The sequence below is a fragment of the Fertoeibacter niger genome (assembly GCF_009380135.2).
Classification (GTDB): Bacteria; Pseudomonadota; Alphaproteobacteria; order Rhodobacterales; family Rhodobacteraceae; genus Fertoeibacter; species Fertoeibacter niger.
In genome coordinates, this window is sequence record NZ_WHUT02000005.1 from 59,018 (window position 1) to 75,821 (window position 16,804).

Genomic DNA, 16,804 nt, shown 5'->3' on the forward strand with positions numbered 1-16,804 from the left:
CCGCATCCCGAGAGAGGCCCCATGTCCGTCGATCCCGTTGTCCTGACCGCCGACCTGATCCGCTGCCCGTCCGTCACGCCCGCCGAAGGTGGCGCATTGGTGCTGCTGGAACGGCTGCTGTCCGGCGCGGGTTTTACCTGCACGCGGGTGGACCGGGGCGGCGTGGCCAATCTTTACGCCCGCTGGGGGCGGCAGGGGGCCAACAAGGCCTTCGGCTTCAACGGCCATACCGATGTGGTGCCGGTGGGCGATGCGGGCGCATGGACGCAAGACCCGTTCGGCGCGGCGGTGGTGGATGGCTGGATGTATGGCCGCGGGGCCACCGACATGAAATCGGGTGTCGCGGCCTTTGCCGCAGCGGCGGTCGATTTCGTGACCGACACGCCCCCTGATGGCGCGGTGATCCTGGCCATCACGGGTGATGAAGAGGGCGTGGCGGTGGATGGCACCGTGGCCTTGCTTGACTGGATGGCGCAGAACAACGAGGCGATGAGCGTCTGCCTAGTGGGCGAACCCACCTGCCCCGAGGTGCTGGGCGACATGATGAAGATCGGCCGGCGCGGCTCGATGACCGCGCATTTCGAGGCGCGCGGCGTGCAGGGGCATTCCGCCTATCCGCACCGCGCGAAAAACCCGGTCACGGCCATGGTGTGGTTGATGGACCGGCTGGCCGCGCATGAGCTTGACCGGGGGACGGATCATTTCGACGCCTCGACCCTGGCCATCACCACGGTCGATACCGGCAACGCCGCCACCAATGTCATCCCCGCCCAGTGCCGGGGCACGGTGAACATCCGCTTCAACGATATGCATACCGGGGCGTCATTGACCGCATGGTTGCAGGCCGAGGCGGCAAAAGTGCAGGCCGAAACCGGGGTCGAGATCACCCTCACCGCCAGCGTGTCAGGCGAGGCATTCCTCACGCCGCCCGGCCCGCTGTCCACTCTGATCGCCGATGCGGTGCAGGCGGAAACCGGGCTCAGGCCCCAGCCTTCGACCTCGGGCGGCACGTCGGATGCGCGGTTTGTCAAGGCGCTTTGCCCGGTGGTCGAATTCGGGCTGGTGGGCAAGACCATGCATCAGGTCGATGAAAGGGTAGAGGTGGCGCAGATCGTGGCGCTGAAGGCGATCTACGGCCGCCTCCTGCGCGCGTATTTCGCATGATCCAGATTGCGCTGACCGACGACATCGTCACCTGCCGCATGCTGCGCCGCGTGGTGTTCATCGAGGAACAGGGCGTGTCCGAGGCGGATGAGGTCGATGACCTTGACGGGCAGGCGCTTCACCTGCTGGCCACCGCCGCAGGCCGCCCCGTGGGCTCGGCCCGCCTGCTGACCGATGGCGCCACCAGCAAGATCGGTCGCGTCTGCGTGCTGGCCGACCTGCGCGGCACGGGCCTTGGCGCGGCGCTGATCCGCGCGGCGGTGGACCAGTTCCGCCAGACCCCCGGCATCACGCGGGTGAAACTGGGTGCCCAGACCCATGCGCTGGGATTCTATGAAAAGCTGGGTTTCGCGGCAACCGGGCCGGAATATCTGGATGCGGGCATCCTTCACCGCGACATGGTCTTGCTTCTCTGACCTTCGCCCCTCTTTCCAGACTCAAATATCCTCGGGGGGGTGCGGGGGGGCAGACAGCCCCCCCGCTTCCGCCATTTGCCCTACAGCAAGGCTTTCGGGATGACGCCCCCGACGCCCCATGCTAGGGGGTGGAAATGGATCAGATACCCTCAAAAGACCGGCTGCTGGCCTGGATCAGCGACAACCCCACCCTGACCGCAAAGCGCGACATCGCCCGCGCCTTCGGCATCAAGGGCAGCGCCGAACGCATCGAATTGAAACGCCTGCTGCGCGAGCTTGAGGCGGAAGGCGCAGTGGCGAAAAAGCACCGGACCTACCGCGATGCCAGCGCGCTGCCGCCGGTATCCATCGTGCAGGTGCTGGCGCCGGATGCCGAGGGCGATCTTTACGCCCGCCCGCTGGAATGGGATGGCGCGGGGCCCGAGCCGCGCATCCTGCTTGTCACCCGCAGCAGCGACCCGGCTTTGGGCGAGGGCGACCGCATCCTGGCGCGTCTGGCCGAGGTCACGGGCGAGGGCCACAGCCATGAGGGCCGCCTGATCCGCAAGATCGGGGTGAACCCGCTGAAACTGCTGGGCATCTTCCGCGCGGGGTCAGACGGCGGGCGGATCGTGCCGATCGACAAGGGCAGTGACAAGGAATGGTCGGTGCCCCGCGACATGACCGGCGGGGCCAGGGATGGCGAGTTGGTCGAGGCCGAACAGGCCGGGCCCAAACGCATGGGCCTGCCGGTGGCGCGCATCGTGGCGCGGCTGGGTGATCCGTCGGGGCCGCGCGCGGTGTCGATCATCGCCATCCATCAGCATGGCATACCCGACCAGTTCCCCGATGCGGTGATCGCCGAGGCCGACCGCGCCACCCCCGCGCCCATGGGTGCGCGCGAGGATCTTCGCGATCTGCCGCTGGTGACGATCGACCCGATCGATGCCCGCGACCGCGACGATGCCGTGCATGCCCATGCCGATACCGACCCCGCCAACCCCGGCGGCCATGTGGTCTGGGTGGCCATCGCCGATGTGGCGCATTATGTGCGCCCCGGTTCGGCGCTGGACCGCGAGGCGCGGAAACGCGGCAATTCCAGCTATTTCCCCGACCGCGTGGTGCCGATGCTGCCCGATGTGCTGTCGGGCGACCTGTGTTCGCTGCACGAGCATGTGGACCGCCCCTGCCTTGCCGTGCGCATGGTGCTGGATGCGCAGGGCAACAAACTGGCGCACCGGTTTACCCGGGGCATGATGCGCTCGGTCGCATCATTGCACTATGCCGAGGCGCAGGAGGCCATCGACGGCAACCCCAGCCCCCGCGCTGCGCCACTGGTAGAACCTGTGCTGCGCCCGCTTTACGCCGCCTATGCCGCGTTGAAACTGGCCCGCGCCGCCCGGCAGCCGCTGGAACTTGACCTGCCCGAACGCAAGATCATCCTGGCCGAGGATGGCACGGTGCAATCCGTCAGCTATTACGAACGTTTCGACGCGCACCGGCTGATCGAGGAATGCATGGTGCTGGCCAATGTGGCCGCCGCCGAGGAACTGATCCGCCTGAAACGCCCGCTCTTGTACCGCGTGCATGAGGAGCCCAGCCCCGAAAAGCTGGAGGCGCTGCGCGAGGTGGCCGAAGCCTCGGGTTTTGTGCTGGCCAAGGGGCAGGTGCTGAAAACCGCGCATCTGAACCGGCTGCTGGCACAGGCGCAGGGCACGGAGTTTGACGAGCTGATGAACATCACCACACTGCGGTCGATGACGCAGGCCTATTACAATGCCACGAATTTTGGACATTTCGGGCTGACCCTGCGGAACTATGCGCATTTCACCAGCCCGATCCGGCGCTATTCCGACCTGATCGTGCACCGTGCGCTGATTGCCGGGCATGGTTTCGGCGATGACGGCCTGTCGGCGCAGGACATCGAACAACTGGACGAGACAGCAAAACAGATCAGCGACACCGAGCGGCGCAGCATGATGGCCGAGCGTGACACGACCGACCGTTATCTGGCGGCCTTCCTGTCAGAACGGGTGGGCAGCGTGTTTTCGGGCCGCATATCCGGCGTGCAGCGGTTCGGCCTGTTCGTGAAGCTGGATGAAACCGGGGCGGATGGCCTGATACCGATCCGGTCGCTGGGGCGCGAGTTTTTTCATTTCGATGCCGACAGCCAGACGCTGATGGGGTCTGACACCGGCCTGACACTGGGCATCGGCCAGCGGGTGACGGTGCGGCTGGCCGAGGCTGTGCCCGTGACGGGCGGGCTGATGCTGGATCTGCTGGAGGTCGAGGACCGCAAGCTGCCCGGCGGCGCTTCGGCCAAACGGGGCCGCTTTGCACCGCGCAAACCCGCCAAGGCGGCGGCGCGCGATGCAAAGGTGAAACGCAAGGTGATCCGCACGCGGAAGTGACGTTTTTTCTGCGAAAGAACAGGTTTGCCTGATGCGGCAGTCTTGCGGCAGCGCGTGGTGACTATGTCGAGGCCTCCGGCGGGGATATTTACAGGCAGAAAATGCCGGGAAGGGCGGAGGGTCGCCGATCCGGCATCGTGGCGGAGCTCTGGCTTTGCCTGGGGCGGCAATCCGGCTAGACTTGCCGCCAGTCAAGAACAACGGGCGGTCAGGCGATGCGGTCATTCTGTCTTGGGCTGGGGGGTGTGGCCCTTGCAGCACTGGCCCTTCCGGCACTGGCCCGCGTCGCCGGGGCGGAAAGCGCCGTGCCGGCCGTGGTGCAGGGGGCGCCGGTGCAACAGGATACGAATCAGCCAACGCAGGAACAGCAACGCGGGCTTGAGGCGTGGCTGGCAGCGTTTCGCCCCCGCGCCATCGCCGAGGGCGTTTCGCCTGCGGTGCTGGACCGCGCCTTGCAGGGCGTGACCTATGACCCCGAGGTGATCCGCCGCGACCGCAATCAGGCCGAATTTACCCGCACCATCTGGGATTATCTTGATTCCGCCGCATCGGACAGCCGCATTGCCAACGGGCAGGCGGCGCTGGCGCGGCATGCAGGCCTGCTTGACGCCATCGAGGCGCGCTATGGTGTGCCCAAAGAGGTGGTCGTGGCGGTCTGGGGGCTGGAAAGCAGCTATGGCACCAACCGGGGCGACATGCCGCTGGTGCGCTCGCTGGCGACGCTGGCCTTTGACGGGCGGCGCGGCGCGTTTTTCGAGGAGCAACTGCTGGCGGCGCTGAAGATCCTGCAATCGGGCGATGTGACGGCCGACCGGCTGACCGGCAGCTGGGCCGGGGCGATGGGGCATACCCAGTTCATCCCCACATCCTATCTGGCTTTTGCGGTCGATTTCACCGGCGACGGGCGGCGCGACATCTGGTCGGACGATCCCGCCGATGCCCTGGCCTCCACCGCCGCCTATCTGGCGGCTTCGGGCTGGATGACGGGGCAGCCCTGGGGGGTCGAGGTGACGCTGCCCCACGATTTCGACTATGCCCAAAGCGGCAAGCGGGTGCAGAAACCGGTGGCCTACTGGCAGGCGCAGGGGCTGCGCCGCGCGGATGGTGGCGATCTGCCCGGGCAAGGACCGGCCTCGGTCCTGCTGCCGGGGGGCGCGCGGGGTGCGGCCTTTCTGATCTTCGGCAATTTCCGCGCCATAGCGCGCTACAATTCCGCCGATGCCTATGTGCTGGGCGTGGGGCATCTGGCCGACCGGCTGGCGGGCGGCACGCCGATCCGCGCAGTCTGGCCGCGCGAGGACCGCGCCCTGCTGGAGGCCGAGCGCGTGGAATTGCAGCAGCGCCTGACGGCGGCGGGGTTTGACACCGGCGTGGCGGATGGCAAGGTGGGGCCGAACACCATCGCGGCGCTGCAAGCCTGGCAACGCGCGCAGGGCCTGCCTGCCGACGGCTATGCCAGTATCGCGATCCTCAAACGCCTGCGCTGAACGCCGCCCCGCGATGACATTCGCGTGATACCCCTGCCTGTCGCGCAGGTTTTATCCCGGCTGTCACGCAGGCCCCTATACTGGCCCGACATTGTCCAGCGAGGAGCCAGATTGTGAAGATCACTGCCAAGACCATTGCCATTGCCCTGATCTGTGCCGGGGGCGTTTCCCTTGCCGCAGATGCGGTGGAACCCACCGTGAAAGCCCGTCAGGAACTGATGGGCGTAGTGGCCATGAACACCAAGGTTCTGGGCGACATGGCGGGGGGCAAGACCGCATTTGACGCCGCCGCCGCCGAAGCGGCGAAAACCGCTCTGGCCGCTGCCGCCGCCGAAATCCCCGCGAAATTCGAGCCGCAGGCCACCGACCCTGCCACCAAGGCAAAACCCGAGATCTGGACAAACTGGGCCGATTTCACCGCCAAGGGCGCCGCGTTGGGCACCGCTGCCACAGCCGTGGATGCCACAACGCTGGAAGGCGTGCAGGCCGGCATGGGTGCCATTGGCGAAACCTGCAAAAGCTGCCACAGCGCCTATCGCAGCTGACATGTGCTGCCGGGGCGCGTCTGCCGTTCCGGCGGACGCATCCCGGCGACCTGCCGGCGGATCAGCCGCAGGCAACGCGGCTGATCATCTCGGCCCGGTCAATCTCTATGTTCAGGCGCTCCGGCGAAAAATCCATTGTCACAGCCATGTCGGGGCGGATGATGCGGGTGGTCGCGGCAAAGCGCATGGTTTCCAGCACCGAGGCGGGCTGGCCGACAAGGTTTTGCAATGCGGCAGCGCCACAGGCGTTTTCCGGCAGGTCTGCGGGCGGGGCCGGGGGCGTTTCCATCTGGCAGGCAGCCAAGGCGGCGGCGGCAGTCATGGCAAGGGCAAGGCGCATCATGGGGTCGTCCTTTCAGTATTGTGCGGGGGTGTGGGGGGCTGCGGCCGCGATCAGCCGCAGGTCAGGGCGGTGATGCGGTCCCGCGCATCCAGCATCACGTTCAGCCGGGTGGCGCTGAAATCCTCGGTCACCGCGTCGCCGGGGCGGATCAGCCGCAGGCTGCCTGGCGGGCCGCTGGCTGGCAGAACACTGGCAGGCTGGCCTATCAGGTCTTGCATCGCGGCGGCACCGCAGGGCACGGGGTCAATGGTGCTGCCGGGCGACCGGACCGGCGCGGGCGGCGCACAGGCCACCAGCACAAGACAGGGCACAATCGGCAAGAGGCGCAACATCGGCACAGTTCCATCACGGGTGCCGACCAGCCTAGCGGCAGCCTGCGGTCGCGGCAAGCAATGGGCCGCAGCACGGGCAGAAACCGGCGCATCGGGGGCCGGGGCCACCCCAGATCAGCCGGCCCCTGCCTGAAATGCCGCACCATGCGGTGCAGGTGCTCCTGCCGTTTGCGACAGATCGGCCCTCGCCCATGCCGCAAGAACAGTTGCGGCCCGGCCCTGATTGCAGCAGTCTGCCACCAAACTGAAAAGGATCACCGCCCATGCGCACCCGTGCCGCCGTCGCCATCGCCCCCGGAAAACCGCTGGAAATCATGGAGGTGAACCTCGAAGACCCAAAGTTCGGCGAGGTTCTGGTGGAAATCAAGGCCACCGGCATCTGCCACACCGACGAATTCACCCTGTCGGGCGCCGACCCCGAGGGGCTGTTCCCCGCCATTCTGGGGCATGAGGGCGCGGGCGTGGTCATCGCCGTGGGTGAAGGTGTCACCAGCCTGAAGGTGGGCGATCACGTCATCCCGCTTTACACACCCGAATGCCGCCAGTGCCCGTCCTGCCTCAGCCAGAAAACCAACCTCTGCACCGCGATCCGCGCCACGCAGGGTCAGGGCCTGCTGCCCGATGGCACCACCCGGTTTTCCATGCTGGATGGCACGCCGATCCATCATTACATGGGCTGTTCCACCTTCGCCAACCATACGGTCGTGCCCGAAATCGCGCTGGCCAAGGTGCGGCAGGATGCCCCTTTCGACAAGATCTGCTACATCGGCTGCGGCGTCACCACCGGCATCGGCGCGGTCATCAACACGGCCAAGGTGGAAATCGGGGCAAAGGCCGTGGTCTTTGGCCTGGGCGGCATCGGGCTGAACGTGATCCAGGGCCTGCGGCTGGCCGGAGCCGACATGATCATCGGCGTCGATATCAACAATGACCGCAAGTCCTGGGGCGAACGCTTCGGCATGACCCATTTCGTGAACCCGAAAGAGATCGACGGCTCCATCGTCCAGCACATCGTCAACCTGACGAAAACCCCCTTCGACCAGATCGGCGGGGCGGACTATTCGTTCGACTGCACCGGCAACGTCAAGGTGATGCGCGACGCGCTGGAATGCACGCACCGCGGCTGGGGCGTATCCGTGGTGATCGGCGTGGCACCGGCGGGGGCCGAGATTCAGACGCGGCCGTTCCAGCTGGTCACAGGCCGGGTGTGGAAAGGCACGGCCTTTGGCGGCGCGCGTGGCCGCACCGATGTGCCGCAGATCGTGGATTGGTATATGGACGGCAAGATCGAGATCGACCCGATGATCACCCACACCCTGACGCTGGAAGACATCAACAAGGGCTTTGACCTGATGCATGCGGGCGAAAGCATCCGCAGCGTGGTGGTGTATTGATCGGATCGGGCGTACAGCACACCGGCTGCGCTGCACGCCCGGGTTGATTTTTTGTGAGGGATGAGGTATTTTAAAAACAGATTTTACAAGACTTCATTTTTCCGCGGATCAGCACATGACCGACACCCCACCCGATCTTGCGCGCGAAGCCATGGCTCTGGAACACCAGCGCGCGCTTTATCAAACGCGGATGGATTTCTGGAAGGTTGTGGCTGGCACCATGGTGGTCGGTGTCGCGGTTGCCTTGTTTCCCGTCATCCAGAAAGTGATGGAATCCTATTATCTGGTGCAGATCGAGCAAACCAAGGCGCTGTATCAGGAAAACATCGAAAAGACCAAGGCGGAGTCTCAGATCGCCGTGATAGAGCGCCAGAATGCGCTTGAACTTCAAAGGCTTGAAACTGAAGACGCCTATGAGCGGCAGCAACTTCAAACCAGTGCAGCATTCGAGGCCGAGCGCCTTGTCGATACACGGCTGGCCGAGAGCCGCGCCTTTCTGAACAACCAGGCCCTCGAGGGCCGCAGCGAGGATATCGAAACCCGCATCCGGCTGGCAGAATACTTTTCCTTTGTTGCCAGCACAGAGCCCGAGCGCAAGCAATGGACAGGCTTTCGTGAATATCTGGTGAATTTGCGTGACCGGCAGCAGGCCGAACGTGCAAAACTGCGCGCCATAGAACTGGACGAAACGAAGCCCCCGCTCGCACGGCTTCTGGCACAAGAGGGTATCGCCGTAATCGACCGTGAACTGACCCCCAGCGCGGTGGCACCGCAGGGGTCGGGGCTGAAGGAAGCGGTCCCGTTCGGCGCCCTTGGGCTGGACCGTCAGACGGTGAACGGCGATCTGCGGCCAGCGCAAAGGAATGTGCTGCTGCGGGTTTTCGGTGCGCCAAGCAGCAACCCGGGCCCGGTTTGCGCCATGCCGGACAACGAGGCGCTCAACGGGCAGATGGCAAGCGCCGAGCACAACGGATTGCGCGTGACACTGCTCAAACCTGCGGCTCAATCGCTTGAAAAGATACTGCGCGACATCGCGGCCGACAATTCAACCCTGCGCGATGCGCTTGGCTCGGCGGGCGGGCTTTGTGTGCGGCTGATCCGTGGCAGCGCCACCCAGATTTCCAACCACTCCTGGGGCCTTGCGATTGACCTTACCGTCGATGGACAACTGGATTTCTATGGCGACAACCGCGTTCAGCGCGGTCTGGCGCAGGCAGCACCCTATTTCATCCGCAACGGCTGGTATTGGGGCGCGGGTTTTGCACGCGAGGAATCGATGCATTTCGAAGTCAGCGCGCAGCTTCTGCAACGCTGGATCGACGAAGGCCAGGTTGTTTCCCGTTCGGCTGTGAACGACGATCCGGAACCCGATGCCGGCACGGTTCCGGCGCAGCCACAGGCCGAGGGTGATACCGCACCCGTCGCATCGCCCTGAGCATCGGCCAACCTGCTGCTGCCAGCCGGTTGCACGCTCCCGTCGCCCGAAATGCCGGATCACGGATTGTTCCCGCCACGCAGCCGGGGCATGATAGGCTTCACCCCGCGCCAGCGGCGTCAGCCCGGAAGGAACTCCATGCCAGAACCCCGCGCCCCGCGCCTTTGCGTGCTGATCGACGCCGACAATGTGCCTTCGGGCTATGCCGAGGCCATATTCAACGAGATCGCGGCCCTGGGCGAGGCCAGCGTCAGGCGCATCTATGGCGACTGGTCGGCGCAACGGCTGGCGGGCTGGGCGCGGCAGGTGGCGGCGCTGGGGCTGGTGGCCGACCAGCAGTTTTCCAACACCAAGGGCAAGAACGCCAGCGACATCGGCCTTGTGATCGCGGCGATGGATTTCCTGCATTCGGGCCTGTTCGACGGTTTCGTGCTGGTCAGTTCCGACAGCGATTTCACACGGCTGGCCGCGCGGGTGCGCGAACAGGGGCTGGATGTCTACGGCATCGGCGAAAAGAAAACGCCCGAGGCGTTCCGCATGGCCTGCAAGCGGTTCATCTATGTGGAAAATCTGGGCCTGGCCGAAGAACCGTCGCCCCCGCGCCGCACACCTGCGCCAACCGGCAGCGCCGATCCGGTGGCCGAGGCACCGCCCCGCCCCGCCAGCACCGCCAAGGAGGCCCCGGCCAAGGCCATCCCCTTGATCATCCAGGCGATGCGGGCGATCGACCCCGAGGGCGAATGGTATTCGCTGGGCCAGATCGGCCAGTATATCACCCAGGGCAACCCCGATTTCGACACCCGCACCTATGGTTCGGCAAAACTCTCCGACCTAGTGCGCAAGATCAGCCGGTTCGAGGTGAAACCCGGCCCCGGCGGGCAGTTGCTGGCCCGCGACGTGGCCTGAGCCCTACGACCGCGCATCAAGCCTGACGGTTCTCTTCGCTGCCCCCGCGACATCACCCGCAAGGGCGCAGGATCAGCCCCGGCCACCTGCCCGCCCCGCCCCCCGCGAAACCGCCCGGCAGGGCGGACAAGCGGCCCCATCAAACCGCCCTGCCCCCGCTTCCCCTTGGCCCGGCTTTGCGTTAAGCCCGTGGCGTTTGTATCCAAGGGGCGCGCGCCATGAAATTCACCCTGTCCTGGCTGAAGGATCACCTCGACACCGAGGCCCCGCTGGAGGCCATCCTCTACGCCCTCACCGATCTGGGGATGGAGGTGGAGGGCGTCGAAGACCCGGCGGCGAAACTGGGCGCCTTCCGCATCGCCCGCGTGCTGGAGGCCGTGCCCCACCCCAATGCCGACCGGCTGCGCCTATGCCGCGTCGAAACCTGGCCCGACGGCCCCGGTGGACGGGCAGAGGTGGTGCAGGTGGTCTGCGGCGCACCCAACGCCCGCACCGGGCTGGTGGGCGTGTTCGCCCCTGTGGGCACCCATGTGCCCGGCACCGGGGTTGATCTGAAACCCGGCGTGATACGGGGCGTGGAATCCAACGGCATGCTGTGTTCGGAACGCGAACTGATGCTGTCGGATGACCATGACGGCATCATCGACCTGCCCGCCGATGCGCCGCTGGGCGCGCGGTTCATCGACTACCGGGGTCTGAATGACCCGATGATCCACATCAAGATCACCCCCAACCGCCCCGATGCGCTGGGCGTGCGCGGCATCGCCCGCGATCTGGCGGCGCGCGGCCTGGGCAGTCTGAAACCGCTGGACATTCCGGCGATCACCGGGGCCTTCCCCTGCCCGATCAGCATCACCATCGCCCCCGCGCTGAAAACCAAAGGCTGCCCGATCTTCGCAGGCCGCCTGATCCGTGGCGTCACCAACGGCCCCTCGCCCGCGTGGCTGCAAACCCGGCTGCGCGCCATTGGCCTCAGGCCCATTTCGGCACTGGTGGACATCACCAATTTCTTCACCTTCGCGCTGAACCGGCCCCTGCATGTGTTCGACGCCGCCAAGGTGCAGGGCGGGTTGCGCATCCACCCGGCAGCGGGCGGCGAGGAACTGCTGGCGCTGGATGGCAAGACCTATGCCCTGCGCCCCGGCATGATGCTGATTTCCGACGACAACGGCCCGGAATCGTTGGCAGGCATCATGGGCGGCACGGCATCCGGCTGCACCGAGGCCACGACCGATGTGTTCCTGGAATCGGCGTATTGGGATCCGATCACCATCGCCACCACAGGCCGCGCGCTGCGCATCAATTCCGACGCGCGTTACCGGTTTGAACGCGGCATCGACCCGGCCTTCACCCTGCCGGGGCTGGATCTGGCCACCCAGATGGTGCTGGACCTTTGCGGTGGCGAGGCGTCCGATCTGGCGGTGGATGGTGCCGTGCCCGACACCACGCGCGCCTACCGGCTGGATCCGGCCCGCGTGGTCAGCCTTGTGGGCATGGACATTGCCGAGGCCACGCAACGCGCCACGCTGGCCGCCCTTGGCTTCACCCTGAACGGCGACATGGCCACGCCGCCCACCTGGCGGCCCGATGTTCTGGGCGAGGCCGATCTGGTCGAGGAGATCGCCCGCATCGCCTCCCTCAGCAAGCTCGAAGGCAAACCCCTGCCCCGCCGTCAGGCCGGGGTGCCGCAACCCGTGCTGACGCCCTTGCAGACCCGCGAGAAATCCGCACGCCGCACGCTGGCCGCGCTGGGTTACAACGAATGCGTCACCTACAGCTTCATCGACAGCACGGCGGCGGCGCTGTTCGGCGGCGGCACCGATGCCGTGCGGGTGGACAATCCGATTTCGTCGGAAATGACCCATCTGCGCCCCGATCTGCTGCCCGGCCTGCTGCGCGCCGCTGCCCGCAACCAGGCCCGCGGCTTTGCCGACATGGCTTTGTGCGAGATCGGCCCGGTGTTCGGCGGGGGTGAGCCCGGCGAACAGGCCCTGCATGCCACCGGCCTTTTGGTGGGCGCATCCGCCCCGCGCGATCCGCATGGTTCTCGCCGTCCGGTCGATCTGTTTGACGCCAAGGCCGATGCCGAGGCGGTGCTGGCCGCCATCGGTGCCCCCGCCCGCGTGCAGGTGACGCGCAAGGTGCCGGGCTGGTGGCACCCGGGCCGGTCGGGCGTGATCGGCCTTGGCCCCAATGTGTTGGCGACGTTTGGCGAGGTTCACCCCCGCGTGCTGGCCGCGATGGATGTCAAAGGCCCCGCCGTGGCCTTTACCCTGCTGATTGCCAACGTGCCGCTGCCCAAGGTGAAAACCCCCACGCGCCCCGCGCTGAAGCTGGCCGATCTGCAAGCGGTGGAACGTGATTTCGCCTTTGTCGTCGATGCGCAGACCGAGGCGCTGACCCTGGTGAACGCCGCACAGGGCGCCGACAAGGCCCTGATCGACACGGTGCGGGTGTTCGACCAGTTCACCGGCGACAAGGCCGAGGCGCAGATGGGTGCGGGCAAGAAATCGGTGGGCCTCACCGTGCGCCTGCAACCCGTGGAAAAAACCCTGACCGAGGCCGAGATCGAGGCCGTCTGCGCTAGGATCGTGGAAAAGGTCGCCAAGGCCACAGGCGCCGTGCTGCGAGGGTAAGGGGCTGTGCCGGCCGGGCCGGGGGTTTCACACCCCCGGACCCCCGTGGGATATTTATGTCTGGAAAGAGCAACGCGGAAGCTGACCCGGGGGCCATAGGTGCCCTCGTGCGTTTGCATGACTGTTTTCTGTTGCATGATGAGTGGTGGCGAGGGAGGGACTCGAACCCTCGACCCCACGATTATGAGTCGTGTGCTCTAACCAGCTGAGCTACCTCGCCACGTCGCGGCTAGCTATTCAAGCGGGCGCGGGGCGTCAAGCGGATTCTGCCGGTGTGGCTGCAAAGGCCGGTCGGGGGCCTGTGACATCTGCCTTGTCCTCTTGCCGGGCATGCGCGATGCGGGGGCGGCCGGCGGCGGTGGCGGTCAACGTGGCCTCGATGAACATGGCGCGGCCCTCGACCACCGCTTCGCGGATCTCGCGGCGGGTGGTGATGCGCAGCGCGTCGGCCCCCGCGCGTTCGGCCCCCGCGCGTTCGGCTCTTGCGCGGGCTTCAGCCACCAGTGCCGCCTCCATCGCATCCAGCGCCGCGTCGCGGTCGGGGAAATGCTGCAACCCGCCCGGGAAATGCGCGGTGAACCGCCCCTCGCCCGGGCTGCTGACCAGCCCCGTCGCCCGCTGCGTCACCAGCCCCACCACTGCGCCGATGGCATTGGCCACCCCGGCATGTTCCGGCAGGATCATGGCGCAGCCCAGCCGTTCGCCCACCGCGCCATAGTAATGCGGGGCCGATGCCCCCAGCCCGATCACCGGAATGCCCAGCCGCGCCGACACCTCTACCACGCCGCGGTGCTGCGCCAGACCGGCGCGCAGCAGGGGGTGGCGGGCCAGCGCCTCGGGCACCTCACCCGCAAAGCCCGGATCCTCGGCGAAGGCGGCTTCCAGCAGGCAATCCACTGTCTGCGCGGTCAGCTGCCCGATGATCTGCGTGGCCAGCGTGGCCGCGTCGGGGGCAAAACGCTCGCCCCGCCCGTTGCGGCGGCGGGCAAGCAGCCGCAGCGCCTTTTCCGAAGCCACCGCATCCCAGGCCCCCAGCCCGCCCGTCACATGGCTGGCATCCGACGGCGTGACGCCCGCCAGCATCACCAGCCCGCGCGCCACCAGCCGTTCCATCGCCGCCACCTCCAGCCGCGATGACAGGGCCGCACCCAGCGGCATCGGCGCGGTGATGCGGGCCAGCAGCGCCGCCTCGCGCGCCGAGAGGCCCCCGGCGTTGCCCGGCATCGGCAGCACGAAGCGCCCGTCATGTTCGCCCACCGCTTCACCCGCCAAGGCCCGGTCCAGCGCGGCATGCACCATCGCGCCATGGTCGGCGGCCATCAGCGCCACCGGGATCAGGCGGCGCGGGCCCAGCCGGAGGCCGCCTTCCAGCCCCTCCAGCAGATGCACCTCGCTGTCGCCGCCCAGCCCCGTGGTGCGCATCGCCACCGCCTCGACCATCGTGCGAAATCCGCCCACGCGCGCGCCCTGTGCGTCGATCTCGGGCAAACCGCCGCGCAGCAGCGCCACATCGGTGGTGGTGCCGCCGATGTCACTGACCAGCGCATCCGTGGCCCCTGTCAGCCAGCGCGCGCCCACGATGCTGGCGGCGGGGCCGCTGAGAATCGTCTCGATCGGCCGCTCGCGCACCATGGCGGCGGAAATCAGCGCCCCGTCGCCGCGCACCACCATCAAGGGGGCAGCGATGCCTATGGCTCCCAGATGCCCTTCGCAGGCTGCCACCAGCCGGTCGATCATGCCGATCAGCCGGGCGTTCAGCACCGCCGTCAGCGCCCGCTTCGGCCCGTTCAGATTGGCCGAAAGCTCGTGCGAGCAGGTCACGGGTCGCCCCGTCACCCGGCGGATCAGGTCGCGCGCCGCCAGTTCATGCGCGGGGTTGCGGGTGGCAAACCGCGCGGCCACGGCAAAGCCCATCACCTGCCCCGCCAGCGGGGCCACCGCGGCATCAAGCGCCGCCAGATCCAGCGGCGCCACTTCGCCGCCCGCATGGCTGTGCCCGCCGGGCAGCCGGATCACCGGATCGCCCGCCAAAGCCTCGGCCAGCCCGCCGCGCGTCAGATCATCGGCGTCAAAGCCGATGAACACCAGCGCCACGCGCCCGCCCTGCCCCTCGACCAGCGCATTGGTGGCCAGCGTGGTGGACAGCGACACCATGGCCACATCGCCCGCAGCCACGCCCGCGCCCGCCAGCGCCGCATCCACCGCCCGCCCGATGCCCAGGGCCAGATCGCCCCGCGTGGTCAAGGATTTGGCCGAACCGATCACCCGGTCGGCATCAGGATCGACGATCACCGCATCGGTATAGGTGCCGCCGGTATCGACCCCCAGCAACACCGCCCCGCCCTGCCATCCGCCGCCCGTATCCGCCATGCCCGTATCCGCCATGCCCATTCCCCCCCGCGCCGCCCTAGGTCAGCCCGCGCGGCCTGCGGCGGCGGTGCGCCGCAGGGATATGCAGCATGGCGCGGTATTTGGCCAGCGTGCGCCGGGCCAGCACGATGCCCTCGGCCCCCAGCGCCGCGACCAGCGCCGCATCGGTCAAGGGCTGCGCGGGATCTTCGGCGGCCACCAGTCGCGCCAGCATGGCCCGCACCGCCGCCCCCGACCGGGCGGCGTCACCCTCGCCCAGCCCCGAGGCGAACAGGCTGCGCAGCCACCATGTGCCGCGCGGCGTGTCCACCGCCGCCCCCGCCACCACCCGGCTGACCGTGCTTTCATGCAGTTCCAGCGCCCCGGCCAGCCCGGCCATGGTCATCGGCACCAGCGCGCCCAGCCCCTGATCCAGCGCGGCCTGCTGCCGTTCAAGCAGCGCCCGCGCCACGCGCAACAGCGTGGCGTTGCGCCCCTCGACCATCCGCCCCAGCATGCGCGCCTGCGCCCACAATGCGCGGTCCGCGGGTGCGGCGGGCCGCGTCACGGGCCGCTCGACCCGCAGCGCGGGCAGGGCCGAGCGGTTCAGCGCCACCTGCCAGCCTGCGGCAGTCCTGGTGGCGATCAGGTCAGGCTCGCGCAGCGGCGCCGCCCCCGGATCAAACTGCGCGCCGGGCTTGGGGTCAAACCGCCGGATCAGGCGCAGCCGGGCCAGCACCTCGGCCTCGGTCGTGGCGCAGATGCGGGCCAGCCGGGCAAACTCGCCCGCGCCGACCAGATCGAGATGCCCCAGAAGCCCGGCCAGCACCGGGTCAAGACAGCCCGCCTCCAACGCCTGCAAACGCAGGCATTCAGCCAGCGACCGGGCGAACAGGCCTGCCGGTTCGATGCGCTGCACCAGCGCCAGCACCCGCTCCACCTCGGCCAGCGGGGCAGGCAGCGCGGCGGCAATCGCAGGCAAGGGCTGGCCCAGCCAGCCCGAAGGCTCCAGCGCCTCGGCCAGCGCCAGCGCGATCTGCCGGTCGCGCGCCGTGGCCACCAGCCCCGGCAGGGCCGCCATCACATGCGCCATCAGGCTGGGGCCTGCGCTTGCGGCCTCGGGCATCGCAGCACCGCCCAGCCCCAGCGCCTGCGACCAGCGCGGCAGCCATTCGCCCGGCACGATCTGCGGCGGCTCCAGCGTCAGATGCGGGTTGTCGGCGGCCTGCCCCTCCAGATACCGCGTCAGGCCCGGCGCATCGAAGGCCAGCAGCCGGATCGCGGCATGCAGCCCGGTGTTCAGTTGCAGCCGCTGGGTCTGGGCGATGGAAATGCGCTGGCGGGATTTCATGGGCGGGATTTCATGGCGGGGCCTGCAACCGGGAACGGGGCGGGGTGCAGGCCTTT

13 protein-coding genes and 1 tRNA gene are annotated in these 16,804 nt (G+C 67.7%); 9 read left to right on the top strand and 5 right to left on the bottom strand.

The features are described from left to right. Positions 1 to 21 precede the first annotated feature (21 nt). From dapE to GEU84_RS09820, 5 genes are all read left to right on the top strand, one after another. Entirely contained in the window at positions 22 to 1,164 is a 1,143-nt protein-coding gene (gene dapE, locus GEU84_RS09800) for a succinyl-diaminopimelate desuccinylase (RefSeq protein ID WP_152825952.1), read from the top strand. After that, positions 1,164 to 1,580 (top strand): GNAT family N-acetyltransferase, encoded by a 417-nt coding sequence (locus GEU84_RS09805; RefSeq protein ID WP_174539780.1) that lies wholly within the window; start codon positions 1,164 to 1,166, stop codon positions 1,578 to 1,580. Before dapE ends, GEU84_RS09805 begins: the two co-directional genes overlap by 1 nt. A 134-nt stretch (positions 1,581 to 1,714) precedes the next feature. Next, positions 1,715 to 3,970, top strand: a complete 2,256-nt coding sequence (gene rnr, locus GEU84_RS09810; protein WP_152825956.1) for a ribonuclease R — start codon at positions 1,715 to 1,717, stop codon at positions 3,968 to 3,970. A 215-nt stretch (positions 3,971 to 4,185) separates the two neighbouring features. Then, positions 4,186 to 5,457, top strand: a complete 1,272-nt coding sequence (locus tag GEU84_RS09815) for a lytic murein transglycosylase (protein WP_152825958.1) — start codon at positions 4,186 to 4,188, stop codon at positions 5,455 to 5,457. A gap of 113 nt (positions 5,458 to 5,570) precedes the next feature. Beyond that, positions 5,571 to 6,002: a cytochrome c gene (locus tag GEU84_RS09820; protein WP_152825960.1), complete on the top strand. Its 432-nt coding sequence runs from the start codon at positions 5,571 to 5,573 to the stop codon at positions 6,000 to 6,002. 61 nt (positions 6,003 to 6,063) lie between these two features. On the opposite strand, the gene GEU84_RS09825 is transcribed toward GEU84_RS09820, so the two are convergent. Then, positions 6,064 to 6,345, bottom strand: coding sequence for an I78 family peptidase inhibitor (locus GEU84_RS09825; protein WP_152825962.1), 282 nt, complete (start codon positions 6,343 to 6,345; stop codon positions 6,064 to 6,066). Between the two features lie 50 nt (positions 6,346 to 6,395). Next, the gene (locus tag GEU84_RS09830) at positions 6,396 to 6,677 is read right to left on the bottom strand and encodes an I78 family peptidase inhibitor (protein ID WP_241427640.1); all 282 of its coding nucleotides are present in this window, start codon (positions 6,675 to 6,677) and stop codon (positions 6,396 to 6,398) included. A gap of 263 nt (positions 6,678 to 6,940) precedes the next feature. Here GEU84_RS09830 and GEU84_RS09835 point away from each other — a divergent pair, with 263 nt between their 5' ends. From GEU84_RS09835 to pheT, 4 genes are all read left to right on the top strand, one after another. After that, positions 6,941 to 8,071, top strand: a complete 1,131-nt coding sequence (locus GEU84_RS09835; RefSeq protein WP_152825964.1) for an S-(hydroxymethyl)glutathione dehydrogenase/class III alcohol dehydrogenase — start codon at positions 6,941 to 6,943, stop codon at positions 8,069 to 8,071. A gap of 115 nt (positions 8,072 to 8,186) precedes the next feature. After that, entirely contained in the window at positions 8,187 to 9,506 is a 1,320-nt protein-coding gene (locus tag GEU84_RS09840) for a M15 family metallopeptidase (RefSeq protein ID WP_152825966.1), read from the top strand. A 138-nt stretch (positions 9,507 to 9,644) separates the two neighbouring features. After that, positions 9,645 to 10,412, top strand: coding sequence for an NYN domain-containing protein (locus GEU84_RS09845; RefSeq protein WP_152825968.1), 768 nt, complete (start codon positions 9,645 to 9,647; stop codon positions 10,410 to 10,412). A 218-nt stretch (positions 10,413 to 10,630) separates the two neighbouring features. Further along, positions 10,631 to 13,048, top strand: a complete 2,418-nt coding sequence (gene pheT / locus GEU84_RS09850; protein WP_152825970.1) for a phenylalanine--tRNA ligase subunit beta — start codon at positions 10,631 to 10,633, stop codon at positions 13,046 to 13,048. 143 nt (positions 13,049 to 13,191) lie between these two features. Here the strand turns inward: pheT and GEU84_RS09855 are convergent. The 3 genes from GEU84_RS09855 to rpoN form a co-directional block, all read right to left on the bottom strand. Continuing rightward, positions 13,192 to 13,268: transfer RNA gene (locus GEU84_RS09855), tRNA-Met, on the bottom strand. A 35-nt stretch (positions 13,269 to 13,303) separates the two neighbouring features. Continuing rightward, positions 13,304 to 15,433: a hydantoinase/oxoprolinase family protein gene (locus GEU84_RS09860; RefSeq protein WP_241427641.1), complete on the bottom strand. Its 2,130-nt coding sequence runs from the start codon at positions 15,431 to 15,433 to the stop codon at positions 13,304 to 13,306. Between the two features lie 22 nt (positions 15,434 to 15,455). Beyond that, entirely contained in the window at positions 15,456 to 16,748 is a 1,293-nt protein-coding gene (gene rpoN / locus GEU84_RS09865) for an RNA polymerase factor sigma-54 (protein WP_152825972.1), read from the bottom strand. Positions 16,749 to 16,804: the final 56 nt, after the last annotated feature.

What these genes read in the sequence shown, in the direction of transcription:
- GEU84_RS09830 (WP_241427640.1), bottom strand. Translation starts at nt 6,677, where the DNA reads ATGTTGCGCCTCTTGCCGATTGTGCCCTGTCTTGTGCTGGTGGCCTGT.
- rpoN (WP_152825972.1), bottom strand. Translation starts at nt 16,748, where the DNA reads ATGAAATCCCGCCAGCGCATTTCCATCGCCCAGACCCAGCGGCTGCAA.
- dapE (WP_152825952.1), top strand. Translation starts at nt 22, where the DNA reads ATGTCCGTCGATCCCGTTGTCCTGACCGCCGACCTGATCCGCTGCCCG.
- GEU84_RS09860 (WP_241427641.1), bottom strand. Translation starts at nt 15,433, where the DNA reads ATGGCGGATACGGGCATGGCGGATACGGGCGGCGGATGGCAGGGCGGG.
- GEU84_RS09840 (WP_152825966.1), top strand. Translation starts at nt 8,187, where the DNA reads ATGACCGACACCCCACCCGATCTTGCGCGCGAAGCCATGGCTCTGGAA.
- GEU84_RS09825 (WP_152825962.1), bottom strand. Translation starts at nt 6,345, where the DNA reads ATGATGCGCCTTGCCCTTGCCATGACTGCCGCCGCCGCCTTGGCTGCC.
- GEU84_RS09815 (WP_152825958.1), top strand. Translation starts at nt 4,186, where the DNA reads ATGCGGTCATTCTGTCTTGGGCTGGGGGGTGTGGCCCTTGCAGCACTG.
- pheT (WP_152825970.1), top strand. Translation starts at nt 10,631, where the DNA reads ATGAAATTCACCCTGTCCTGGCTGAAGGATCACCTCGACACCGAGGCC.
- rnr (WP_152825956.1), top strand. Translation starts at nt 1,715, where the DNA reads ATGGATCAGATACCCTCAAAAGACCGGCTGCTGGCCTGGATCAGCGAC.
- GEU84_RS09845 (WP_152825968.1), top strand. Translation starts at nt 9,645, where the DNA reads ATGCCAGAACCCCGCGCCCCGCGCCTTTGCGTGCTGATCGACGCCGAC.
- GEU84_RS09835 (WP_152825964.1), top strand. Translation starts at nt 6,941, where the DNA reads ATGCGCACCCGTGCCGCCGTCGCCATCGCCCCCGGAAAACCGCTGGAA.